Below are 23,761 nucleotides of genomic sequence, written 5' to 3'. Positions count from 1 at the left end.
CAGGTCGTGGGCCGGTGAACGAGTTCGAGGACAACCTGCTCCTGCGCGTCGAGCAGGCGCAGAGCGCGGTGCGCAGGGCGGTGGAGCAGCAGGACGAGTACGCCGCCGAGATGCACGCGGCAGATCTGGCCAACCTGCGGCGCCTGGCCGCCGAGCACGGTGTGGCGGTCGACGCGCCGCGGGAGGGATGAGCGGTGCCCGTTCCGCTGTACCAGGCGAAGGCGGAGTTCTTCCGCATGCTCGGCCACCCGGTGCGCATCCGGGTGTTGGAACTCCTCCAGGACGGTCCCCAGGCCGTGCGCGACCTGCTGGCCGAGATCGAGGTGGAGCCGTCCAACCTGTCCGCCCAGCTGGCCGTGCTGCGCAGGTCCGGCATCGTCACGGCGACGCGTGAGGGTTCGACCGTGGTGTACGCGCTCGCCGGTGCCGACGTGGCCGATCTGATGAAGGCCGCGCGGCGGATCCTGACCGAGCTGCTGGTGGGGCAGAACGAGCTGCTGGAGCAGCTGCGCGAGAACTCCGCGTGAGAACCTTCCTGCCCGCCAAGGCGGACTGGTCGGCCGCGGCACCTCGGGATCTCGTCGCGGGGTTGACGGTCGCGGTGGTGGCGTTGCCGCTGGCGCTGGGGTTCGGCGTTGCGTCGGGGCTGGGTGCGGCCGCGGGGCTGGCGACGGCCGTCGTCGCGGGGGCGCTGGCGGCCGTGTTCGGCGGGTCGAGCCTGCAGGTCTCCGGTCCCACCGGTGCGATGACGGTGGTGCTGGTGCCGATCGTGGCGGAGTTCGGTCCGGGCGGGGTGCTGACCGTCGGGCTGATGGCGGGGGTGTTGCTGCTCGTGCTGGCGGCGGCCAGGGCCGGGCGGTACATGCGGTACGTGCCGGCTCCGGTGGTCGAGGGCTTCACCATCGGCATCGCGGCGGTGATCGCGCTGCAACAGGTGCCCGCCGCTCTGGGTGTTCAGGCCGGGGGCGGGCACAACGTCGTGGTCGGCGCCGTGCGCGCGTTCGGCTCCGGGCCGTCCTGGCCCGCCGCCGCGTTGGCCGGGGGAGTGGCCGTGGTCATGCTCCTCGGCGCACGGTGGAAGCCGGCGATCCCGTTCTCGCTCCTGGCGGTCGCGCTGGGCACGGTGGTCGCGGAGCTGTGGTCCCTGCCCGTGGCGCGGATCGGTGCGCTACCGGCGTTCCTGCCGGCACCTTCACTGTCCTTTGTGGATGTGACGGCGCTGTGGTCGCTGCTGCCGTCGGCGGTGGCCGTGGCGGCGCTGGCCGCGTTGGAGAGCCTGCTGTCCGCGACGGTCGCCGACGGCATGAGCGTGAACCAGCGGCACGACCCGGACCGCGAGCTGTTCGGCCAGGGCATCGCGAACGTCGTCGCACCCGTCTTCGGTGGCGTGCCGGCCACCGCGGCCATCGCGCGAACGGCGGTCAACGTCCGGTCCGGTGCCGGCTCACGACTGGCGGCCCTCGTGCACGCCGTGACGCTCGCCGTGATCATGCTGGCGGCCGCTCCCATGGTCGGGCGGGTGCCGCTGGCCGTGCTGGCGGGCGTGCTGATCGCCACCGCGGTGCGCATGGTCGAGGTCGGCTCGGTGCGGGTGCTGATGCGCGCCAACCGGTCCGACGCCGTCGTGCTCGCCCTCACGGCGGTCGCGACGCTGGTCCTCGACCTCGTCACCGCCGTGATCCTGGGCCTGGTCGTCGCCGGTGCCCTCGCGTTGCGCGCCGTCGCCCGGTCGGTCCGGGTCGACGAGGAACCGCTCGAACCCGGCGACCACGCCGAGGAGGAGCACGCCCTGCTCGCCGAGCACATCGTCGCCTACCGGCTCGACGGGCCGCTGTTCTTCGCCGCCGCGCACCGGTTCCTGCTGGAGCTGACCGAGATCGCCGAGGTCTCGGTGGTGGTGCTGCGCCTGTCCCACGTGTCCACGATGGACGGAACGGGTGCGCTGGTGCTGCGCGACGCCGTGGAGCGGCTGGAACGCCGGGGCATCACGGTGTTGCTGTCCGGAGTGCGGGAGGAGCACCGCCGGCAGCTCGAAACCCACGGGGTGCGCATGTTCGCGACCACTCCCGAGGCCATCGAGCACGCGCGTGGCCTGCTGCACGGCAACGGAACGCTACCGAGCTGACCTCCGCTGGTTCCGGCGTCCCTGCGCCACCATGAGCGGGATCGCGCGCAGCCCGAACCGCGGGAAGACGTCACCGAACCGGGCCAGCGCCCCACGCCACTTCGGAACGGTGACGACCGGCCGCGGCCTGTCGAGCACACGGGCCACAGCGGCGGCGATGTCGGCGGGCTGCAACAGCGTGCCGGAGAACGACAGCGCCGCCGACGGGTCGTCCAGCTTGTCGTAGAGCATCGGTGTCCAGATGCCGTCCGGGCAGATGCACGAGATGTCGACGTCCCGCACGCCCGCCACCCGCAGGTCGGCGAGGGTGCTGAGGCTGAAGCCGATGGCCGCGTGCTTGGAGGCCGCGTACACCGCCTCGCCCGCGACGGCCGTGATGCCCGCCAGCGACACGATGTTCACGACGTGCCCGCCACCGTGACCGCGCATGGCCTCGATGGCGGCCACGGTTCCGTTGATGGTCCCGAGGGTGTTGACCTCGATCATCAGCCTGCGGGTGGCGGCGTCCTGCTCCCACGCCGGCCCGGTCACCAGCACTCCCGCGTTGTTGACCCACACGTCGAGCCGGCCCGCGCGGGCCACGATGTCGTCGCGCGCCGCTTCCACCGCCTCGTGGTCGCGCACGTCGAGCACCCGTGCCGCGGCACCGATCTCGGCGGCCGTCGCGGTCGCGGTGGCCTCGTCGACATCGGTCACCAGCACCGTGTAGCCGCGTTGCACCAGCATCTTCGCCACGAGCTTGCCCACGCCGCGCCCGGCACCGGTGACGACCGCGCCCCTCATCGCAGACCCGCCGGGGTCTTCTCCCTGATCATCGAGTCGTACCGGTCCAGCAACGCCATCGCTCACTCCCACCCGGTTCGGTTCACGCCACCGTAAGCGGTGAGCGGTGGAGCAGGGACCCTGAACCGTTCGGGCTAAAGATCGGCATTCGACGGGCTTGCGGCACTCTGCGGTGACGTGGCCATCACTCCTCCTGACCCGGACGACATCACCAGCGCGGCGGACTTCGTGGCCGGCCTGCGCCGCCTGCGGCAGTGGTCGGGGTACACGTTCCGCCAGCTGGAAGGCAAGGCCGCGGCGGTCGGCGACGTGCTGCCGTCGAGCACCACCGCGACGGCGCTCAACCGCTCCTCCCTGCCCCGCGAACAGCTGGTGTCCGCATTCGTCCGCGCCTGCGGTCTCGACGACGACGCCGTGCGGAAGTGGCTCGACGCCCGTCAGCGCCTCGCGACGGGCATCGAGCCACCTCCCCCTGTTCCCACTCCTCGCAAACGGCGCAGGTTCGTGGTGCCGCTGGCGATCGGGTTCGTGGTGGTGATCGCCGCGACGGCCACCTTCCTGCTGTGGCCGACGGGTCCGCGCAACGGCCGCTCCCTGTTGAAGGTCGGCGACCTGTGCGTGGGCGAGGGCCGCGAGCGCAACGGCCGGACGGACCGCGAGCTGGCGGTGCTGCGCCCGTGCGAGGGCGTCGTGCCCGAGACGTCGCTGACCGAGGTCGCACCGGACACGTTCCAGATCGAGTGGTTCCACCCCAGGCACGGCGTGGGCTGCCTGGGCGTGGACGACGCGAAGCTGGAGGCGGAGGCGCTGGTGTCACCGCACAACTGCACGGGCGCGGCGCACCAGCGCTTCCTGTTCGAGGCCGACGACGACGGCGGCTACCGCCTCCGGCCCGTGCACAGCGGTCTGTGCATCGGGGTGCTGGGCGGCCCGTCGGACCTCGTCGCCGGCTCCGAGCTCGCCCAGCAACACTGCTCCGGCGAGGAGGACCAGCGGTTCACGCTGGTCAGCACCTGACCGCGGACCCGCCGCCCACGAGGTTCTCGTCCCACACCCAGCCGGCCACCGGCTGGTCGACGACGCGCACCCAGGTCCAGGTGTTGCCCGCGCTGTTCGTGACGTAGCAGTGGTAGTGCAGGTTGACCGTGTTGTCGACGTACCCGTCGATGCTGCAGCCCGAGTAGGGGCCGGCGGACCGGATCGGGATGCTCGACTTGGCCGCACGGCCTCGGTTGAAGGTGTCCTTCGCCGAGTGCGAGTGCTGGCTGCACGCCAGCGCGCCGACGTCGGACGCGGAAGCCGAAACCGGGATCGCGACACCACCGGCGGCGAGCGCCGCGATGGCGAACAAAGCCTTGAACGAAGCCATGACCAACCTTCCGTGAGTCGAACCGAACGGCCTCAACCCTCGGACCGGAAGATCGGTCGGCACAACGGAAACGCCTGTTCGGAACAGTTCCGAACAGGCGTTCCCGGCCGGGGCCGCTACCTGACGACCCGGTACCGCAGGTGGTCGACGGCGGGGGAGTGGTGCGTCTCGACGCGTTCGAGCCTGATCGCGGAGCCGAGCGCGCCGAACAGCGGTGTGCCGCCGCCGACGAGCAACGGGACCACGTGCACGAAGATCTCGTCGACCAGTCCGAGCGGCAGCGCCTGCTGCATCACCGTGGCGCCGTGCAGACCGACCCACCGGTCGCCGGCCGCCTCCTGGGCCTGCTCGATCGCGCTCGCCACGCCGTCGGTGACGAAGGTGTAGCCGGGGTGCTCCCCCGCCGGCGCGGTGTGGGTCACCACGAAGCTCCGACAGCCGGGGGCCGGGCCGCCGGGACCCCACGCGTCCACGGTCTTGTCGAACGACGTGCGGCCCATCACCACGGCGCCGCAGAGGGCGACCGCCTCCTCGAGGTACCGGCGGTCCGCGTCGGCCGGGTCCTCGAACAGCCAGTCGTGCAGGCTGCCGGCACCGTCGCCGAACGGGTTGTCGCGACTGGCACCGGGACCGGTGACGTAGCCGTCGAGCGAGATCGACATGTCGCAGATGACGAGTCCCATGGTTCGTGTCCTTCCGCCTCAACCGTGCTCTCGCGGACACGTCGAACGGGCGGAGGTCTTTTCGACAGCCCGAGGACGTTCAGGAACCCCGCCGCTCCAGCCAGTCCAGGATCGCCGTCGTGGTCTCCTCCGGCTTCTCCTGCTGGATCCAGTGGCCGGAGTCGAGGCTGACCACCTCCGCACCGGGCACGAAGTCGGTCAGGTTCTCCAACCTCGCGACCGCGTCCCGATCGCCGTAGATCATGAGCGCCGGCTGGTGGACGACCGGGTCGGCCTCTCCCAGCAGATGCCAGTCGCGGTCGAGGTTGCGGTACCAGTTGACGCTGCCGGTGAAGCCCGTCGACTCGAACGCGGCCACGTAGACGGCCAGCTCGTCGTCGCTCAGCAGCGGCTCGCCGAGCGGCGTCTCCTGCCGGGCGAGGTCGATCAGCGCCATGCCCGGCCTCGGCGCCCTGGGCGGCTCGTTCTTGCGGTAGAGGTTGCGCAGGAACCGGTGCGTGTTCGCGTCGAACACGGCGTCCGCCACGCCCGGCTGCCGGGTGAAGTGGACGAAGTAGAAGTCGGGGCCGAGCACCTCCTCCACGACCTCGACCCACGGCCGGTCGCCGCGCACCTGGTAGGGCAGGCTGAGGCCGACCACCCCGTTCACCCGCTTCGGGTGCAGCAGGGCCAGCCCCCAGACGGCGAACGAGCCCCAGTCGTGCCCGACGAACGTGGCGTCCTCGTAGCCGAAGTGGTCGAGGAGCGCGACGAGGTCACCCGTCAGGTGCGCGATGTCGTAGTCCGCCACCCCCGCAGGCCGCGACGAACGGCCGTACCCCCGCTGGTTCGGGACGATGACGTGGTACCCGGCTTCGGCGAGGGCGGGCATCTGGTGGCGCCACGAGAAGGCGTGCTCCGGCCAGCCGTGGCAGAGCACGATCGGCTTGCCCGCGTTGTGCCGGCCTGCTTCGAAGACTTCGAGCTCCACGCCGTTGACGGGGATGAGGGTGGGCTCGGGGAACGCGGTCGGTGAGGTCATGCGGCGATCCTGCTGACCGAAACCGGTCATCCCATGACCGCTTTCCGTGGAAATCTGTCCGGCGTGCGAACCGACCGGCTGGTGGCCGTCCTCCTGCTGCTGCAACGCCGTGGGCAGGTGACCGCAGCGGAGGTCGCGCGCGAGCTGGAGGTCTCCGAACGCACCGCCCGCCGCGACCTCGACGCCCTGGCCATGGCCGGGGTACCCCTGTACTCCACGCAGGGCCGTGGCGGCGGCTGGCGCCTGGTGGGCGGCGCCCGCACCGACCTGTCCGGCCTGACCGCGGGGGAGGCCCGCGCCCTGTTCCTGGTCGCCGGGCCGGCCTCGGTCGCGACCCCGGCCGTGAAGACAGCCCTGCGCAAGCTCGTGCACGCCCTGCCGGAACCGTTCCGCGTGCAGGCCGAGGCGGCGGCGTCGTCGATGGTCGTGGACCCGCGGCACTGGGGGTCGGGCTCGTTCCCGCCACCACCTCGTTCCCTCGACGCGCTCCAGGACGCGGTGATCCGCGGCCTCCAGGTGCGCCTCGGTTACGTCGACCGCGAGCAGGCGCCGACCGAACGGACCGTCCACCCGCTGGGCATCGTCGCCAAAGGACAGTCGTGGTACCTCGTCGCCCACACCGAGGCCGGTCGGCGGACCTTCCGGGTCGATCGGGTGACGTCGGTCGACGTGACCGGCGAACCCGCGCACCGACCGGCGGACTTCGACCTCGCCGAGAGCTGGCGCGAGATCGCCGACGAGGTCGATCGCAAGCGGGCACCCCTGGAGGTGCGGGCGGTGTGCGTGCCTGGTGCGGTGGGCGTGCTCCGGATCGCCTTCGGTGGCCGGCTGGAAGTGGGAGGGGCTGCCGCGGACGGCCGGGTGGAGGTCGTGATCCGCGGACGGGACGAGCACGTGGTGGCCGGTGAGCTCGCGGGGCTGGTCGAGTGGGTGGAGGTGACCGGTCCCGCGGGCGTGCGGGAGCACCTGGCCGGGATCGGCAGGACGCTGGTGTCGCGGTACGGGTGAGCGGTGAGATCCGGTCGGTGCACGCGCCGGACGACCACAGGTCAGACTTGCCGGTATGAACGAGACCGTCCAGGAGTTCACGCGGCTGCGAGCCGCCATCGAGGGGCACCTGCCCGACACCGCGCCGTTCCGGCCCGGCGCAACCCAGGACGACCTGGACCGGCTCGCCGCCGCGACCGGCCTCGTGCTGCCGGAGGAGCTGTGCGCGCTGCTGCGGGCCTCGGACGGTCAGGACGATCCCGACCAGCTGTACGGCTCGATCAACTACCTCCACTTCCTGCCCGTGGACGAGATCATCGAGATGCACCGGATGCTGACCGAGGTGGTCGAGGACATGGCCACTCCTCTTGAGCAGCCCGCCCACTACCGGTGGACCGTGTGGTCGCGGTCTTGGCTGCCGTTCCTCGCGTTCCAGGGCGACTGCTACCTGCTGGACCTGGAGCCCGGTGAGCTGGGGACGGTGGGGCAGGTCGTGTTCCGGCCGAACGTGCCCGACCTGGGGGAGCCGATCGCGCCGTCGCTGACGGCGTTCCTCGCGCGTGCTGCCGATCTGATCGAGAGTGGTCGGGCCCAGGTGGAGGAGAGCACGCTCGTTCTTGCCGACCTGTACTGACGTTGGTCGGCGTGCGCTCGCCAGACCGACCACGTCGGGCTGCACGACCACTGCGCACCACGTGACCGTTGCGCTGGGTTGAGGACGATCCCGCCCGGCAGGAACGACAGGGTCGCGTTCTCGACTCGGTCGGACAGCAGCCGGCGTGTCGCGTCCGCACGGTGGGCAACGTCCAATGCGACCATCGACGCCGATCGATGATTGCTTCCATCGAAGACGATCGATAGAGTCTTGCTTCGAAACTCTTCGATGCAAGGAGTCGTGCAGTGAGCGATCACCCGGTCGTCGTCGTAGGCGCCGGCCCCACAGGCCTGGCCGCGGCAGCACATCTGGTCCAGCGGGGCGAGCACGTCCTCGTGCTGGAAGCGGGCGACCGGGCAGGAGCGGCGGTGTCGCAGTGGAACCACGTCCGCCTGTTCTCACGCTGGGACGAGCTGATCGACCCCGCTGCCGAAAAGCTGCTCACCGCAACAGGATGGGTACGCCCGCAGGCCGGCACCTGCCCGACCGGCGCGGACTGGGTCGACCTGTACCTCGCACCGCTCGCCGAGGCGCTCGGCGACCGCGTCCGGTTCGGTGCGCGCGTGGTCGGTGTCGCACGGCGTGGCCGGGACCGGGTGGTGGACGCGGGCCGGCAAACCGAGCCCTTGACGGTGCACGTCCACAGCGAGTCCGGTGAGGAGCGCATCGCGGCACGAGCGGTGATCGACGCATCCGGCACGTGGAACTCGCCCAACCCCCTGGGCGGCGACGGCCTGCCGGCCAAAGGGGAGAAGGCAGCGCGGATCAGCTACCGGACACCGGACCTCGCGGCGCAGCGCGATCGGTACGCGGGAAAGCGGATCGCGGTCGCCGGAAGCGGCCACTCGGCGCTCACCGCTCTCGTCGCACTCGCGGAACCGGAGTTGGGTGCGACGATCGTGTGGCTGTTGCGCCGGGACTCGGTCGGCACGACGTTCGGTGGCGGAGAAGCCGACCAACTGCCGGCTCGTGGTGCCCTGGGACTGAAGGCGCAGAAGGCGGTGGACGCCGGTCGCGTCGAGATCGTCACCGGGTTCTGCACCGCCGCGGTCGAGCGCGAAGACGACGGCAGGCTGACGCTGGAGTCGTTCGACGGACGAAAGGTCGGCGGCCTCGACGAGGTCGTGGCGCTGACCGGGTTCCGGCCGGACCTGTCGTGGCTGTCGGAGGTCCGGCTCGACCTCGACCCGGTGCTGCAGGCGCCGACGGGGCTGGCGCCGCTGATCGACCCGAACGTGCACTCGTGCGGCACGGTCTACCCACATGGTGAAAGCGAGTTGCGGCACCCCGAGCCGGGCGTTTACCTGGTGGGCATGAAGAGCTACGGCCGTGCGCCGACCTTCCTCGCGCTGACCGGCTACGAGCAGGTGCGTTCGGTGGTCGCGCGGATCGCGGGGGACCACGAGGCCGCGGGGCGGGTCGAGCTCGTGTTGCCGGAGACCGGGGTGTGCGGTGGTGCGGGTGTGTTCGACGCTCCCGCCGGAGAGTGCAGCGGCCTTGTCGGCTGACACCACGACGGCGCGGCCCGGCGTCGACCGCGGGATGCGGCGCGTGCTGGTCGTGCTGTGCACCACCGAGATCATCAGCTGGGGCGTGCTCTACTACGCGTTCCCGGTCCTGCTGCCGACGATCAGCGCGCGCACCGGGTGGTCGCTAGCGGCGATCACGGCCGGGTTCTCCGCGAGCCAGGTCGTGGCGGGTCTGGTCGGCATCCCGGTCGGCAGGCTGCTCGACCGGCACGGGCCGCGCGCCATCATGACCACCGGTTCCGCCCTCGCCGTGGTCGCGCTCGTCGCGCTGGCCAGTGCGCGTTCTCCGGTGTGGTTCTCCGCCGCGTGGCTGCTGACCGGCGTCGCCATGGCCGGGGTGTTCTACGCGCCCGCGTTCGCCGCGCTGACCCGCTGGTACGGAACGCGCCGGGTCACGGCGCTGACCGCGGTGACGTTGGTCGGCGGGCTGGCCAGCACGGTGTTCGCGCCGCTGACGGCCGTGCTGAACGACCGCCTGGACTGGCGCGGCACCTACCTCGTGCTGGCCGCAATCCTCGCCGTCACAACGGTTCCACTGCACTTCCTGGGTTTGCGGCTGCCGTGGCCCGCGGTCGAGCACGAAACCGTCCACACCCCGTCGGTGGTGGCGCGCAGCAGGCCGTTCCTGGTGCTCGTGGTCGCGATGAGCCTGGCCGCGTTCAGCGTGTACGCCGTCGTGATCAACCTCGTGCCGCTGCTCACCGAACGCGGCATGACGACGACCGCGGCCGCCGTCGCGCTCGGGCTGGGCGGGATCGGCCAGGTGCTCGGCAGGCTCGGGTACGGCAGGTTGTCCGCGCGGACGTCGGTGCGCGTGCGGACCTTGCTGGTGCTGCTGGTCAGCGCGGCGGTGACGGTGGCGCTGGGCGTGGTGCCCGGACCGGCTCTGCTGCTGGTCGCCGGGTCGGTGCTCGCCGGCGTCACGCGCGGGATCTTCACGCTGGTGCAGGCGACCGCGATCACGGACCGGTGGGGTGCTGTCCACTACGGACGGTTGAACGGCCTGCTGACCGCGCCGGTGATGCTCACGTCGGCGGTCGCACCGTGGGCGGGCAGTGCGCTGGCGGCGTGGCTGGGTGGTTACGCGGCCGTGTTCGTCGTGCTGGGGGTGGTCGGGGTGCTGGCGGCCGCGTTGTCGACCGCCAGCGTGCCGCGTTAGCCGAGCAGTTCGGCGAGCAGGGCGCGCACCCGCCGGTCGATGTCGTCGCGGATCGGCCGCACCGCGTCGACGCCCCGGCCAGCGGGGTCGTCGAGCTGCCAGTCCAGGTAGCGCTTGCCGGGGAACACCGGGCAGGTGTCACCGCACCCCATCGTGATCACCACGTCGGACGCCTCGACATCCTCGGTCGTGAGCTTCGAGGGCACCTCGGCGGTGATGTCCAGCCCCCACTCGGCCAGCGCCGCGGCGGCGGCCGGGTTGACCTCCTCCGCCGGCGCCGACCCGGCGGAGCGCACCGCGATGCGGCCCATGCCGTGGTGTTGCAACAGCGCGGCGGCCATCTGTGAGCGGCCGGCGTTGTGCACGCAGACGAACAGCACCTCGGGGGTGTGGGACACGGCGCTCTCCTCGGACCGGAGTTTGTCGATGCGGATCACACCCGCTGTATCGACTTTTGTCAATCCAAGTCGCTATGGTTCACGCCATGACGAGCCAGGACCAGGTGCTGCTCGACTCGGCGACCGCCGCCCGCCTGTTCAAGGCGCTCGGCGACCCGATCCGGGTCGAGCTGGTCGGGCTGGTGCGCCGGACGCAGGGGCAGGAGGCGTGCTTCTGCGACCTCGCCGACCAGTTCGACATGCCGCAGTCCTCGCTCAGCCACCACCTCAAGATCCTCGTGCAGGCCGGTGTGCTGAGCAGGGAACGCCGCGGGACGTGGAGCTGGTACCGCGTCGACAACGCCGCGATCGACGCGCTGGCGGCCGTGCTGGCGCCGGGCGGGCCGCTGCGCGACGCCAGCACCTGCTGCGACTGACCCGACCACATCCCGGAGAACCCGTTGAGCACCACTCAGACCGCAGCACCGGACGTGCTGCACCGACTGTCCTTCCTGGACAGGCTGCTGCCGGTGTGGATCGGCCTCGCCGTGGTCGCAGGCCTGCTGCTCGGCCGGTTGGTGCCGGGCCTGCAGAGCGTGCTGGACGCGGTGCGGATCGGCGAGGTGTCGCTGCCGATCGCCCTGGGCCTGCTGCTGATGATGTACCCGGTGCTCGCGAAGGTCCGCTACGACGAGCTCGGCACCGTCACCCGCGACCGGCGGACGATGCTGCTGTCGCTGGTGCTGAACTGGGTCCTCGGGCCCGCGCTGATGTTCGCGCTGGCCTGGACCTTCCTGGCCGACCTGCCCGAGTACCGCACCGGACTGGTCGTCGTCGGCCTCGCCCGCTGCATCGCGATGGTCATCATCTGGAACGACCTGGCCTGCGGCGACCGTGAGGCAGCCGCAGTGCTCGTCGCGCTGAACTCGGTGTTCCAGGTGGTCATGTTCGGTGTGCTCGGCTGGTTCTACCTCGACCTGCTACCCGGCCGGCTCGGCTTGGACACCGCATCCGTCGACTTCTCCGCGTGGGAGATCGCCAAGTCCGTTCTCATCTTCCTCGGCATCCCGCTGCTGGCCGGCTACCTCAGCCGCAAGCTGGGGGAGCGGTCGAAGGGCCGGGAGTGGTACGAGTCGAAGTACCTGCCGCGCGTCGGCCCGATCGCCCTCTACGGGCTGCTGTTCACGATCGTCATCCTGTTCGCGCTGCAAGGCGAGAACATCACCAGCCGCCCGCTCGACGTCGCCCGCATTGCTCTGCCGCTGCTGGTCTACTTCGCCATCATGTGGGCCGGCTCCTACGCGCTGGGCAAGGCCGCTGGGCTCTCCTACGAGCGGACCACAACGCTCGCGTTCACCGCGGCGGGCAACAACTTCGAGCTCGCCATCGCCGTGGCGATCGGAGTGTTCGGCGTGACCTCCGGGCAGGCGCTCGCGGGCGTGGTCGGTCCGTTGATCGAGGTTCCGGTGCTCGTCGCACTCGTCTACGTGAGCCTGTGGCTCCGGCGTCGCTGGGCAGCTCGTGCCCAGCTCTGACGTCGTGGTGATCGGCGGCGGGCAGGCGGGGCTCGCTGCTGCCTTCTACCTGCGCCGCGCGGGCATCGACCACGTGGTGCTCGACGCACGACCCGTGCCGGGCGGCGCCTGGCCGCTCACGTGGAACTCGCTGCGGCTGTTCTCCGTCGCGCGCCACAGCTCGTTGCCCGGCTGGCCGATGTCGCCGTTCCCGGACGGTTACCCGACCGCGCAGCACGTCGTCGACTACCTCACCGCCTACGAGAAGCGCTACGACATCCCCGTGCAGCGGCCGGTCCAGGTGCGCGAGGTCGGCCGGGACGAGCACGGCCTGCTCGTCCACACCGACAACGGAACGTGGTCGGCACGGCACGTCGTCAGCGCGACCGGCACGTGGTGGCGGCCGTTCCGGCCGTCGGTGCGGCTGCCTGGGCGTCAGCTGCACACCGTGGACTACGCCGGCCCACAGGAGTTCGCGGGCCGGAAGGTCGTCGTGGTCGGCGGCGGCAACTCCGGTGCGCAGATCGCGGCCGACCTGCTGCCTCACGTCGAGCTGACGTGGATGACCCGCCGGCCACCGCGGTACATGCCCGACGAGATCGACGGCAAGGCCCTGTTCGACATCGCCACCCGCCACGGCGGCGTCGGCGAGCTCGGTGACATCGTCGCGGTGCCGGCCGTGCGGGAGGCACGCGACAGCGGCCTCCTCGTCGCCACACCGATGGATGACGGCGTCCTCGCCGACGCTGACGCCGTCCTTTGGTGCACCGGCTTCCGGGCTGCGCTCGGCCACCTCGCACCGTTGCGGCTGCGCGCCGCCAACGGCCGCATCGCCGTCGACGGCACCACCGCGGTCGAGGAACCACGCCTGCACCTGGTCGGGTACGGCAGCTGGACCGGTCCGGCGTCCGCCACGCTCATCGGCGTCGGGCCGACCGCCAAAGCGACCGTCGCGAAGATCGCCGCCTCCCTCGCGTGACGGTCAGACCCGCTGTTCGGCCGGCTCCTGGAGCTCAGCGCGGTGCGCGTCCAGCAGCCGCCGGCGCTTCTCGGCACCGCCCCGCAGCCGGTGCAGGCGGTACGAACCGGGCTTGCGCCCCTCGTCGGCCAGGTGGTCGGGGATGCCCTTGCAGATGCTCTCCTTGACCTTGGCGCCGAGGCTGCCGCCGACGTGCACGCCGACCGCGACGTCGGACCTGGTGGCGAGCTGGAAGATGCCCGCCGCGCGGCCCAGGCTGATGCACTGCGCGTAGAAGCCCTGGTGCAGGAGCTCCGGCTGCTCGCCCGCGAGCCGGCTGAGCACGGTGTCGGCGGCGCGCGCACCCGTCGGGATCGCGTTCAGGCAGCTCATCCGCAGTGCCAGACCGGACGGCGCCATGGCGTCCCCGGCCGCGACGACGCGCTCGTCGTCCACGCTCGTCAGCGTCTCGTCGGTGAGCAGCCTGCCCGCCGTGTCGGTGGTGAGACCGCTGCGCAACGCCAGGTCCGGAACGGCGAAGCCCACCGTCCACACGGTGACCGCGCTCGCCAGCTCCCTGCCGTCGGCCAGCCGCACGGCGTCCCTGGTCACCGCCGTCACCTTCGCGTCGCCGCCCTCGACCACGGTCACGCCGAGCGCCGCCAGCCGCCGTGCGACCGCGCGCCGGCCGCGGGCGTGCAGGTACGGGCCGAGAACACCGCCGCACACCAGCGTGACCCGGCGGCCCAGCTCCGCCAGCTCGGCCGCGGTCTCGATGCCGGTGGGACCGGCTCCGACCACCGTCACCGGCGCGGCGAGGGCCGTGTCGGCGAGAACCGAACGCAGCCGCTGCGCCGTCTCCAGCGTGGCGATCGGGAACGCGAACTCAGCCGCCCCCGGCACGTCCGGCTCGGCGTTGCCGCTGCCCACGGCGTAGACGAGGTAGTCGTAGCCGAGCGCCGAGCCGTCGGACAGCCGCACCCGGCGCCCGGCCGCGTCGATGACGTCCACCGCGTCCACCACGAGCCGAACGCCCTGCGCCAGAACGTCCTCGTACGCGACGACCGCCGCGTCCGACCCGCCCACCAGCTGGTGCAGGCGCACCCGGTGCACGAACTCGGACCGCGGGTTGACCAACGTGACCGCGACGTCCTCGCGCTGCGTCAGCCGGTTCGCGGCCATGACACCCGCGTACCCGCCACCGATAACGACCACGTGCGTGCTGCCGGCCATGACTGCCTCCTCCGTCTTTCGGGAATCGGCATGGAGACGGCGCGTCGCCGGACTTCGTGACACGACGTGTCCCAGGTCACTTCACGTGCTGACGGCCGGCTGCCGCTGCACACCGGCGAGCAGCACGTGGTCTCGCGTCAGCGGCGGCGCAGGGAGTTCCACACCACGTAGCCCCCCAGCAGCCATCCGGCGGCGAACAGCAGGATCGGCACGACCAGGGGCCACCCGAGCAGCAGGGTCGTCAGCGACGCAGCCGCCGCCAGGACCATGCCCACAAGGCCGTTGCGACTCCGCGGATCCATCGCCCTCCTCACGGTCGATCATCGGGCTTCCCGACGGCTTCACCACCGAAACGCGGTGGCGGTGTCACCTGATGGGTTGGTCATCCGGGTGAGTGCCTGCGCCAGCGTGGATCCGGCACCCGCGGTCCGAAATGATCCGGGCGTGCTGGACAAGATCGCAATCGTGGGCGTGGCGTGTCGTTTTCCCGGCGGGGTCGGCGATCTGGAGGGGCTGTGGTCGCTGCTGGCCGCGGGGCGTGAGGCGGTCGGGGCGCCGCCGCCCGGCCGGTTCGACGTCGAGCGGTACTGGGACTCCAACCAGATGCGGCCGGGCAAGTCCTACACGTTCGCGGGCGGTTACCTCGACGACATCACCGGGTTCGACGCGGACTTCTTCGGGATCAGCCCGCGTGAGGCGGTGTGCATCGATCCCCAGCAGCGGCTGCTGCTGGAGCTGGGTGTCGAGGCGCTCGACGACGCCGGGATCGACCCGGCGGCGCTGGCCGGTACGGATGCCGCCGTGTTCGTCGGCGTGTCCGCGCTGGACTACGGAGGGCAGCAGATGCTCATCCCGTCCGCGGTCGGTCCCTACACGAACTCCGGTGCCGCCCTGTCCAACACGGCGAACCGGCTGTCCCACCAGCTCGACGTGCACGGGCCCAGTCTCAAGGTGGACACGGCGTGCGCCTCGTCGCTGAACGCGGTCCACCTGGCCTGCGAGCACCTGCGGCACGGCGGCGGACGCGTCGCCTTCGCCGCCGGGGTCAACCTGCTGCTCAACCCCATCACCTACGTCGGGTTCGCCAAGGCGGGGTTCCTGTCGCCGACCGGGCGGTGCCGCCCGTTCTCGGCCCAGTCCGACGGGTACGTCCGCGCCGAGGGCGGTGGCGTGCTGGTCCTCAAGCGCCTGGCCGACGCGGTTGCCGACGGCGACCGCGTCCACGCCGTGATCGCGGGGTCCGGGACGAACAGCGACGGGCACACCAGCGGGCTGGTGCTGCCCAGCTGTGCGGCCCAGGAAGCGTTGCTGCGCCAGGTCTACGACCGGTTCGAGCTCGACCCGGACGACCTGGCCTACCTGGAGGCGCACGGCACCGGCACGCCGATCGGCGACCCGGTCGAGTGCCGGGCGATCGGCGGCGCCCTCGGACTCCGCCGGACCGGCGCGGCGCTCCCGATCGGCTCGGTCAAGGCGAACCTGGGGCACCTGGAACCGGCGTCGGGCATGGCCGGGCTGTGCAAGGCGGTGCTCGTGCTGCGCCACGGAGAAATCCCCGCGACCCCGCACGCGAGCCCGCGCAGCACGGAGATCGACTTCGACGGCCTGGCGCTGACGCCGGTGGAGCGGTCGCGGCCGGCGGAGGGCCGGTTGATCGGGGTGAACTCGTTCGGGTTCGGCGGTGCGAACGTCCACGTCGTCCTGGAGGAACCACCCGCGGCTCCGCCCGCGCTGCGCGTGGCGACCGCGGTGCCGATCGTCGTCTCGGCGCACACCGAGGCCGCCCTGGCCGACGCGGTGGCCCGGATGGACCGGCGGCTGGCCGACTGCACGGACTTCGCCGACCTCGCCTACACCTCCTCCCAGCGACGGGGGAAGCACGCCCACCGCCGGGTGGTGCTCGCCGCCGACGCGGACGAGGCGCGGCAACGGCTGGCGAAGCAGGTTCCGCCGCAGCGGGCGACCGAGCGGGGCCGCGTCGCCTTCGCCTTCTCCGGTCACGGCGCGCAGTGGGCCGGCATGGCGGCCGACCTCGTCGACACCGACCCGGTGTTCGCCGCCGCGGTCGCCGGGATCGACGCCGTGCTGGCGCCGCTCGCCGGCTGGACGGTCGCCGACGAGCTGCGGTCGGCCGAGCCGCGGTTCCACGACACGAGCGTGGTCCAGCCCGTTCTCTTCGCGGTGCAGGCCGGCATCGTGGCGGTGCTCGCGGAACGCGGCCTGCGGCCGGAAGCGGTGTACGGCCACAGCGTGGGTGAGGTCGCCGCTGCTTTCACCGCCGGGATCTACGACGTGGAGCAGGCCGTGCGGCTGGTGGTGGCGCGCAGCCGGGCCCAGGCGACCACCGCGGGCACCGGCACCATGGCCGCGGTCAGCCTCGGGCAGGACGAGACCGAGGCCCTGCTCGCGCGGTACGACGGGCGTATGGAGATCGCGGGGATCAACAGCGCGAACGACGTCACGGTCGCCGGGCCGAGGGCCGACCTGCACGACCTCGCCGACCGGCTGGCCGAGCGCGAGGTCTTCTGCCGCCTGCTCGAACTGGACTACCCGTTCCACAGCACGGCGATGGAACCGGTGCGCGCCCCGTTGCTGGCGGACCTGGCCGGTCTGGCGCCGAAAGCCACCACCGTCGACTTCGTCTCCACGGTCACCGGCGCGCCCCTGGCGGGGGAGCGGCTGGACGCCGGGTACTGGTGGCGCAACGTCCGCGAGCCCGTCCGGTTCGCCGCGGCCACCGACCACCTGGTCGCGGCCGGGTTCGACACGATCATCGAGATCGGGCCGAAACCGGTGCTGCGGACGTACCTGAAGCGAGCGGCGAAGGACAGCGTGCTCGCCGTGCTGCCGACGCTCACCCGCGACGAGCCCGGACCAGCCGCTCTGCTGAGCTCGGTGGAGTCCGCGCTGGCCGCGGGCGTGCCGATCGCGGGGGAACGGTTCTTCCCCCGCCGGGGCCGGGTCGTGCCGTCGCCCGCCTACCCGTGGCGGCGCGAGCGGTTCTGGCTGGGCGACCAGCACACCTGGGGCGGTGCCAGCGCGCCGCCCGACCACGTGCTGCTCGGGGACCGGGTCGCCGTCTCCGACCCGACGTGGCAGACCACCGTGGACCCTGCGCGGTGGCCGTGGCTGGCCGGTCACCGGGCGGCGGGGACGCCGATCATGCCGGCGGCCGGCTACCTGGAGATGGGCTGGGCGGCCGGGCAGCTCGTGTTCGACGGACCGGCGGAGGTGAGGGAGCTGCACATCACCAAGCCGCTGGTGGCTCCCGACGACGAGTCCGTGCTGCCCCGCATGCAGGTGTCGCTGTCCGAAGAGGACGGTGTCTTCCGGGTCGCCACGTGCTCGGCCGAGGGGAAGGTGTGGCTGACCCACGCACGGGGGCGGGTGCGCCGCCAGGTGGCCCCGGCCCCGCCACCGCTCGACCTGGCCGAGCTGCGCACGCGGTTCGCCGGGAGGGGCGAGCACGTGGACCGGGAGACGCTGTACGCCGACGGTGAGCGGATCGGCCTCGGCTACGGCCCCGAGTTCCTCGTCATCTCCGACCTGTGGGTCGACGGCACGGAGGTGCTGGCCGACTACGACTGCGGCCACCTGGACCTCACCGGGTTCCACGCGCACCCGGCGTGGACCGACGTCGCCCCGCAGGCCGCGATCCAGCTCGGCCGCATCCGCCGCGGCCACGTCGCCGACGAGGACTCCTACCTGCCCGTGGCGGTCGGCTCAGCCCGCTTGTGGAGCCCGCCCACCAAGACCGGCGCCGTGCACTTCCGCTGCCGCACGCTCGCGGAGTCCTGGGCCTCGGCCGACATCACGCTCACCGACGACGCGGGCACCGTCCAGCTGGAACTGCTCGACTGCCGGTTCCTGCGGGTCAAGGTGCCCAGCCGGCGCGTGGTCCTGCGCCAGCACACCGAGCTCCGCGCCGCACCGCGCGGCCTGCCGCCCACCGCGGCGGTGCCCTGCCCGTCGCCCCTGGTCGAGGGGCGGCCGGTCACCGGGTACGCGGAGCTGCGGCGACGGCGGCTCGCGGCGACCGCCGCCTTCACGGTGCGCGCGTTCACCACCGTCCTCGACGGCGCGGAGGTGTTCTTCACCGACGACCTGCTGGCCGCCGGAGTGCGCCCGGAGTTCGGCCGCCTGCTCGACCTGCTGACCGGACTCGCCGCCGACCACGACCACCTGGAGTGGCTCGGTGAGTTCCAGGGGCGCACCCGCTGGCGGATCCGCCCCGACGTCGCCGAACCCGCGTTCGCGGGCCTGGTCATCGACTTCCCCGAGCACGTCGCGGAACTGACCCTGTTCGGCCGGTGCGGCCTGCACCTGGCCGCACTGCTGCGCGGTGAACGCGACGCGCTGGACATCCTTTCTCCCGCGCACGGCAGCGACACCCTGGCGCACCACTACGACCTGTCTCCGTCACTGCGGTCTTGCAACCAGGCCGCCGCGGAGGTCATGCGCGCCTTGGTCGAAGCGTGGCCGGCGGATCGTCCACTCAGGATTCTCGAGGTGGGCGGCGGCACCGGTGCGCTGACCGCGGCGTTGCTGCCCGTGCTGCCGGCGGACCGCACGCGGTACGTGTTCACGGACGTCTCGCAGGTCTGCCTCGCTCCGGCGGAGGCACGGTTCGCGCGGTACGACTTCGTCGAGTACCGGACCCTGGACCTCGACCAGCCCGACGTCGAGGCAGGTGGCTTCGACGTGGTGGTCGCCGGGAACGCCCTCCACGCGGCCAAGGACGTGCGTGCGGCGCTGCGCGCGGTGTCGGAGGTGCTGACCGACAACGGACGTCTGCTGTTCGTCGAGGCCCACGACCCGCTGCTGCTCGCCCTGCCGTTCGGCCTGGTACCGGAGTTCTGGTCGATGACCGACCTCGACCTGCGGCCCGCCTCGCCGGTGCTGTCCGCTCAGCAGTGGCGTGACCTGTTGCCGGGCAACGGTTTCCACGCCGCGCGCACGGTCCTCGAAGGCGAGCTGTGCTCGCTGACGACAGCGAGCAGGGTGCCGCGCACCGCTCCGGTGCAGGAGGCGACGAGCGTCGCGACCACCGGCCGTGTCGTGGTCGTCGCCGAGGACGACACCGACGACGGACTGGCCGCGACGCTCACGACGAGGCTGGCGGAGCTGGGCGCCGACGCGGTGCGGACCACCGCCGGCACCGGCACAGCCGACTGGTTCACCGCTTCCGAGACCGATGTGGTGCTCGTGCTCGCCGAGACCGGTCCGGACCCGGCGGCCGCCGTCGAGGCGACCACCCGGCGGTTCGAGCTCGTGCGCGCGCTCGCGGTCAGGTCGGCCGAGCTCCCCGCAGGAGCGGTGACGCGGCTCTGGCTGGTCAGCCGCCCCACCGGCGTCAACCCGGCGCCCGAGGGGGCCGCGGACCCGGCCGGCGCCGCGTTCTGGGGCGCCACGCGCACCGTGGCCGCCGAACACAGCCTGCTCGGCATCCGGCGCGTGTCGGCCGGGCACGACGTCCCGGTCGACCGGATCGCACGTGAGGTCCTCGATCCGGCGGACGAGGACGAGGTGGTGCTCACCGCGTCGGGCCGGTTCGTGCCGCGGCTGCGCGACCTGCCCGCACCGGCTGCCGACGACCCCGCCACCCCGTACCGGCTCATCGCCCGTGACGCGGGACCGTCCTACGAGCTGGCGTGGGTGGCCGCGGAGATGCCGGAACCCGGCCCCGGACAGGTCGCCGTCGAGGTCCGCGCGACGGGCATCAACTACCGCGACGCGCTGCTCGCGGTCGGGCTGCTGCCGGGCTGGGTGGTGGAGGCCGGCATGACCGGCACGCACCTCGGCGGCGAGTGCGCGGGAGTGGTCACGGCGGTCGGCCCCGGCGTGACCCGGTACCGGCCGGGTGACCGGGTCTTCGGGTCCGTCGCCGGTTCCTTCGCCTCGCACGTGCTGGCGGACGAGAACCTGGTGGGACCGGTGCCCGACGGGATCGACCTGGTCGCCGCGGCGACCATGCCCGTCGCGTTGATCAGCGCGAGCTACGGGCTGGTGAACCAGGCCGGGCTCGCCAAGGGCGAGACGGTCCTGGTGCACGGCGCCGCCGGTGGCGTCGGGCTGGCAGCCCTCCAGTGCGCCCGCCACCTGGGTGCCGCGGTGATCGCTACCGCGGGCACCGAGGAGAAGCGCGACTTCCTCAGGCTGCTCGGCGTGGAGCACGTCTTCGACTCGCGCAGCCTCAGCTTCGCCGCCGACGTGCTCGCCGTCACCGGCGGGCAGGGCGTCGACGTGGTGCTGAACTCGCTGGGCGGTGAGTTCATCGGGCGCAGCCTGGAGCTGCTGCGGTTCGGCGGCCGGTTCGTCGAGCTCGGCAAGCGCGACCTCTACAGCGACCGCAACGTCTCGCTGTTCCCGTTGCGCAACAACATCAGCTACTTCGCCGTGGACGTCGACCAGCTGGGCAGCCACCGGCTGCAGGAGATCGCCGCCGAGCACGACCGGATCATCGACCACGTCCGGTCGGGCGCCGTCCACCCCATCCCGCACCGGGCGTTCCCGGCTGCCCAGGCCGCAGAGGCGTTCCGGTCCCTCCAGCACTCCCGGCACATCGGCAAACTGGTCGTCACCTTCGACCGGCGGCCACCGGTCGAGCGGGCTGCCCGGTCGAGCGCCTTCGCGGCCGACCCGTGCGGCACCTACCTGGTCACCGGCGGCGCGAGCGGGTTCGGCGCCGAGACGGCGCGCTGGCTCGTGGACCGCGGGGCCAGGCACCTCGCACTGGTGAACCGGCGGGGAACGGCCGTGCCGGGGGCCGGGGACCTCGTCGCCGAGCTGACCGCGCGGGAGGTGGCGGTGTCCGTGCACGCCGCCGACGTGACCGACGAGTCCGCCATGCGCGCTGTCATCGACTCCATCGACGGCGGTGGCGCCCCGCTGCGGGGCGTGGTGCACGCGGCGATGGTGCTCGACGACGCGATGATCGCGGACCTGACGCCGGAGCGGTTCCGCGCCGTGCTCGCACCGAAGATGGCCGGCGCGATGGTCCTCGACCGCCTCACCGGTGACCACGACCTCGACCTCTTCCTCCTGTTCTCCTCGGGGGCGGCCGTGGTGGGCAACGCCGGTCAGGCCGCCTACTGCGCGGGGAACCTCTTCCTGGAAGCGCTGGCCCGTGCTCGCCGCGCCAGGGGACTGGCCGGGCAGACGATCGCCTGGGGTGCCCTCGCCGAGGTCGGCTACGTCGCGCGCAACGAGGCCACGGCCAAGACGGTGACCAGGGCGGGGTTGAACCTGCTGCCGCTGCGCGCCGTGCGCCGTGCGCTGGACGACCTGGTCGGCGGTCCCGAGGTGGCATTGGTGTGGAGCCACGACGGCCAGTTCCTGCGCCGCCTCTACTCCCACCTCACCACCCCGAGGCTCGGCGAGCTCACAGGGGGCGACCAGACCGCTGACGGCGAGGACGAGGACCTGGTCGCCCGGCTGCGCGAGGCCTCGGTGGACGAGGCGGTCGAGCTCGTCGCCGACCACGTCGTGAAGACGCTCGCCGAGGTGCTGGGCGTCGCACCGGACCGCATCGACCGCAACCGGCCGCTGGACCAGCTGGGCGTGGACTCCCTGATGGGTGCGGAGCTGGTCACCAAGATGCGGCGCCGGTTCGGCCGGGAGATCCCGGTCATGCGGGTGGTCGCGAGCACCGGCATCAACGACCTGGCCCGTTCCCTGGCCACCTACTTCAAGACCGAGGACGACCAGTGACCCAGACGACCGTGCGGCACTTCCCGCTCTACATCGGCGGCGCGTTCGTCGACACCGACGAACGCGCGTACGGCATGAGCGTGCGCGCCGTCCTGGACCCCGGCGGGGCCACCGCGGCGTCGCTGTTCCGCCTGCTCCGCGAGGGCACCGAGGAGGAGGTGCACGCCCACCCGCACATCCTCTGCTCGGTCGCGTTGTCCACGCCGGAACAGGGGCAGGCAGCGCTGCGGGCGGCAGCGGAGGCGGCGGCACGGCTGCGCCTGGTGCCGTTCACCGACCGCCTGGCGTGCGTCAGCGACCTGTACGAGAGGTTCCTGGAGCACCGCGAGGAGCTCGCGCGGCTGATGCGCATGGAGGGGTGCCCGCGTCTACTGGCGGAGGCGCAGCTCAACGCGGTGCTGCACCTCGTCCGCCCGGAGAGCCTGGAGCTGGCGCGTTCCCTGCTGCGGCAGGAGATCAGCACGCCGCACCACACGATCGTGCTGCAACGCCAGCCCGACGGCGTGGTCTGCGTCGACCCGCCGGCCAACGTCCCGCTGTACGGGCTGATCGCCTCCCTGGTGCTGCTGGCGGGCAACAGCGTGGTGATCCGGGTGCCGCGCAGCTGTGCCAGCTCGCTGGCCCACGCGCTGCACAACGTCATCATCCCGGCGTTGGAGGCGAACGGGGCGCCGCCGGGAACGATCAACGTGTTGTGCGCCGACTTCGAGGTCACCATGCGGCAGTGGCTGGACAGCCCGCTGGTGAACACCATCTACTACTTCGGCTCCAGCGCCCGCGGGCTGGCACTGGAACGCGAGTGCGTGGAGCGGGGCAAGCGGGCGATCCTGGAGCTGTCCGGCAACGACGGTCTGCTGGTGTGGCACGACGCCGACCTCGAACACGCCACCGCGGCGCTGGTCGAGTCGTTCTACGCCTCCGGCCAGGCCTGCATCGGCCCGAAGTACGCCGTCGTCCACCCCGCCGTCGCCGACCAGCTGCTCGCCCGGCTGCGGGAGGCCGCGTCCGCGCTGCGCCCCGGTGACCCGGAGGACTCCGACACGGTGCTCAGCCCCGTCCTGCGCGCCACGGCCTTCCGGCGCTGCCTCGACGAGGCGTTGCGCGCGGGCGCCACGAAGGTCTGCGGTGGCGCGCAGATCGACCTGCGCGGCGAACCCGATCCCCAGGGGCTGTTCATCGAACCGACCGTGGTGCGCATCGACGGCTTCGAGCTCGCCGAGACCATGTCCGCCGTGCGCGAGGAGTGCTTCTTCCCGCTGCTGTCGGTGGTGGTGCCGGAGGACGGTCCTGACCTGCTCGACCGCTGCATCGCGTTCCTCAACGGCAACAGGTTCGGTCTGCGCAACTCCCTGTGGGCGGAGAGCCGGGAGGTGGTCGAGCGGTTCACCACGGCGGTGACCAACGGGGGAGTGCTCAAGGTCAACGACTCCCACATGGCCCACGCCCCGTACACGCCGGGGCTCGGCGGCACCGGGGACAGCGGAGGCCCGCACGGTGAGGCCGCCTACCCCTTCCTGCGCGCCAGCCGCCTCCAGGCCGTCGCCATCGCCACGACCAGGACCCACCCCTGGGAAGCCGTCATGGGGGTGAACTGACACGAAGACGACCACCGGCGCACGGGGTTCTCCCGGTGCGCCGGTGGTCGTCGTTCCGAAGTG

Annotated in this window: 20 protein-coding genes; 13 read left to right on the top strand and 7 right to left on the bottom strand. The window is 72.2% G+C overall.

From position 1 onward, the window contains the following. Window positions 1-14 precede the first annotated feature (14 nt). From ACZ7CD_RS33125 to ACZ7CD_RS33115, 3 genes are read left to right on the top strand one after another with little or no spacing between them, the layout of a single operon-like run. Entirely contained in the window at window positions 15-191 is a 177-nt protein-coding gene (locus ACZ7CD_RS33125) for a hypothetical protein (RefSeq protein WP_360401077.1), read from the top strand. A gap of 3 nt (window positions 192-194) precedes the next feature. Next, the gene (locus tag ACZ7CD_RS33120) at window positions 195-527 is read left to right on the top strand and encodes an ArsR/SmtB family transcription factor (protein ID WP_360401080.1); all 333 of its coding nucleotides are present in this window, start codon (window positions 195-197) and stop codon (window positions 525-527) included. Next, complete coding sequence (locus ACZ7CD_RS33115; RefSeq protein WP_360401083.1) at window positions 524-2,125, top strand: SulP family inorganic anion transporter; 1,602 nt, start codon at window positions 524-526, stop codon at window positions 2,123-2,125. Before ACZ7CD_RS33120 ends, ACZ7CD_RS33115 begins: the two co-directional genes overlap by 4 nt. Here ACZ7CD_RS33115 and ACZ7CD_RS33110 read toward each other — a convergent pair. Then, complete coding sequence (locus ACZ7CD_RS33110; RefSeq protein ID WP_470380459.1) at window positions 2,114-2,908, bottom strand: SDR family oxidoreductase; 795 nt, start codon at window positions 2,906-2,908, stop codon at window positions 2,114-2,116. The genes ACZ7CD_RS33115 and ACZ7CD_RS33110 overlap by 12 nt on opposite strands. Window positions 2,909-3,085: 177 nt before the next feature. On the opposite strand from ACZ7CD_RS33110, the gene ACZ7CD_RS33105 reads away from it, so the two are divergent. Next, the gene (locus ACZ7CD_RS33105; RefSeq protein WP_470380458.1) at window positions 3,086-3,925 is read left to right on the top strand and encodes an RICIN domain-containing protein; all 840 of its coding nucleotides are present in this window, start codon (window positions 3,086-3,088) and stop codon (window positions 3,923-3,925) included. Here the strand turns inward: ACZ7CD_RS33105 and ACZ7CD_RS33100 are convergent. From ACZ7CD_RS33100 to ACZ7CD_RS33090, 3 genes are all read right to left on the bottom strand, one after another. Further along, entirely contained in the window at window positions 3,915-4,277 is a 363-nt protein-coding gene (locus tag ACZ7CD_RS33100; RefSeq protein ID WP_360401092.1) for a hypothetical protein, read from the bottom strand. The genes ACZ7CD_RS33105 and ACZ7CD_RS33100 overlap by 11 nt on opposite strands. A gap of 116 nt (window positions 4,278-4,393) precedes the next feature. Further along, a complete protein-coding gene (locus ACZ7CD_RS33095; protein WP_360401095.1) occupies window positions 4,394-4,960 on the bottom strand; it encodes a dihydrofolate reductase family protein in 567 nt (188 codons plus the stop codon). A gap of 79 nt (window positions 4,961-5,039) precedes the next feature. Further along, window positions 5,040-5,981 carry an alpha/beta fold hydrolase gene (locus ACZ7CD_RS33090; protein WP_470380457.1) on the bottom strand — a complete coding sequence of 314 codons (942 nt, stop codon included), beginning with the start codon at window positions 5,979-5,981 and terminating at the stop codon, window positions 5,040-5,042. 63 nt (window positions 5,982-6,044) lie between these two features. On the opposite strand from ACZ7CD_RS33090, the gene ACZ7CD_RS33085 reads away from it, so the two are divergent. The 4 genes from ACZ7CD_RS33085 (at window position 6,045) to ACZ7CD_RS33070 (ending at window position 10,311) form a co-directional block, all read left to right on the top strand. Further along, window positions 6,045-6,989, top strand: a complete 945-nt coding sequence (locus tag ACZ7CD_RS33085) for a helix-turn-helix transcriptional regulator (protein WP_470380456.1) — start codon at window positions 6,045-6,047, stop codon at window positions 6,987-6,989. A gap of 55 nt (window positions 6,990-7,044) precedes the next feature. Further along, a complete protein-coding gene (locus tag ACZ7CD_RS33080; RefSeq protein ID WP_470380455.1) occupies window positions 7,045-7,602 on the top strand; it encodes an SMI1/KNR4 family protein in 558 nt (185 codons plus the stop codon). Window positions 7,603-7,868: 266 nt separating this feature from the next. Further along, a complete protein-coding gene (locus ACZ7CD_RS33075) occupies window positions 7,869-9,131 on the top strand; it encodes an FAD-dependent oxidoreductase (protein ID WP_470380454.1) in 1,263 nt (420 codons plus the stop codon). A 34-nt stretch (window positions 9,132-9,165) separates the two neighbouring features. Next, complete coding sequence (locus ACZ7CD_RS33070; RefSeq protein ID WP_470380506.1) at window positions 9,166-10,311, top strand: MFS transporter; 1,146 nt, start codon at window positions 9,166-9,168, stop codon at window positions 10,309-10,311. Here the strand turns inward: ACZ7CD_RS33070 and ACZ7CD_RS33065 are convergent. Continuing rightward, window positions 10,308-10,709, bottom strand: a complete 402-nt coding sequence (locus ACZ7CD_RS33065) for an arsenate-mycothiol transferase ArsC (RefSeq protein ID WP_360401113.1) — start codon at window positions 10,707-10,709, stop codon at window positions 10,308-10,310. The genes ACZ7CD_RS33070 and ACZ7CD_RS33065 overlap by 4 nt on opposite strands. Before the next feature lie 86 nt (window positions 10,710-10,795). Here ACZ7CD_RS33065 and ACZ7CD_RS33060 point away from each other — a divergent pair, with 86 nt between their 5' ends. From ACZ7CD_RS33060 to ACZ7CD_RS33050, 3 genes are read left to right on the top strand one after another with little or no spacing between them, the layout of a single operon-like run. Further along, a complete protein-coding gene (locus ACZ7CD_RS33060; RefSeq protein WP_470371948.1) occupies window positions 10,796-11,125 on the top strand; it encodes an ArsR/SmtB family transcription factor in 330 nt (109 codons plus the stop codon). 24 nt (window positions 11,126-11,149) lie between these two features. Further along, window positions 11,150-12,223 carry an ACR3 family arsenite efflux transporter gene (arsB, locus tag ACZ7CD_RS33055; RefSeq protein ID WP_470380453.1) on the top strand — a complete coding sequence of 358 codons (1,074 nt, stop codon included), beginning with the start codon at window positions 11,150-11,152 and terminating at the stop codon, window positions 12,221-12,223. Continuing rightward, window positions 12,210-13,181, top strand: a complete 972-nt coding sequence (locus ACZ7CD_RS33050) for an ArsO family NAD(P)H-dependent flavin-containing monooxygenase (RefSeq protein ID WP_470380452.1) — start codon at window positions 12,210-12,212, stop codon at window positions 13,179-13,181. The genes arsB and ACZ7CD_RS33050 overlap by 14 nt, the downstream gene beginning before the upstream one ends. Window positions 13,182-13,184: 3 nt before the next feature. Here ACZ7CD_RS33050 and ACZ7CD_RS33045 read toward each other — a convergent pair whose 3' ends face one another. Both ACZ7CD_RS33045 and ACZ7CD_RS33040 read right to left on the bottom strand, forming a co-directional pair. Then, window positions 13,185-14,393: an NAD(P)/FAD-dependent oxidoreductase gene (locus tag ACZ7CD_RS33045; protein WP_360401126.1), complete on the bottom strand. Its 1,209-nt coding sequence runs from the start codon at window positions 14,391-14,393 to the stop codon at window positions 13,185-13,187. Window positions 14,394-14,530: 137 nt separating this feature from the next. After that, complete coding sequence (locus tag ACZ7CD_RS33040; RefSeq protein WP_360401129.1) at window positions 14,531-14,695, bottom strand: hypothetical protein; 165 nt, start codon at window positions 14,693-14,695, stop codon at window positions 14,531-14,533. Window positions 14,696-14,837: 142 nt separating this feature from the next. Between ACZ7CD_RS33040 and ACZ7CD_RS33035 the strand changes: the two genes are divergently transcribed. Both ACZ7CD_RS33035 and ACZ7CD_RS33030 read left to right on the top strand, forming a co-directional pair. Then, window positions 14,838-22,103 (top strand): SDR family NAD(P)-dependent oxidoreductase, encoded by a 7,266-nt coding sequence (locus ACZ7CD_RS33035; protein ID WP_470380451.1) that lies wholly within the window; start codon window positions 14,838-14,840, stop codon window positions 22,101-22,103. Continuing rightward, the gene (locus tag ACZ7CD_RS33030) at window positions 22,100-23,698 is read left to right on the top strand and encodes an aldehyde dehydrogenase family protein (RefSeq protein ID WP_470371945.1); all 1,599 of its coding nucleotides are present in this window, start codon (window positions 22,100-22,102) and stop codon (window positions 23,696-23,698) included. The genes ACZ7CD_RS33035 and ACZ7CD_RS33030 overlap by 4 nt, the downstream gene beginning before the upstream one ends. Window positions 23,699-23,761 lie beyond the last annotated feature (63 nt).

Source organism: Lentzea sp. NPDC036949 (genome assembly GCF_055608075.1).
Note: the sequence above shows the minus strand (reverse complement) of the source record. Positions and strands in the feature narration are given on the sequence as shown.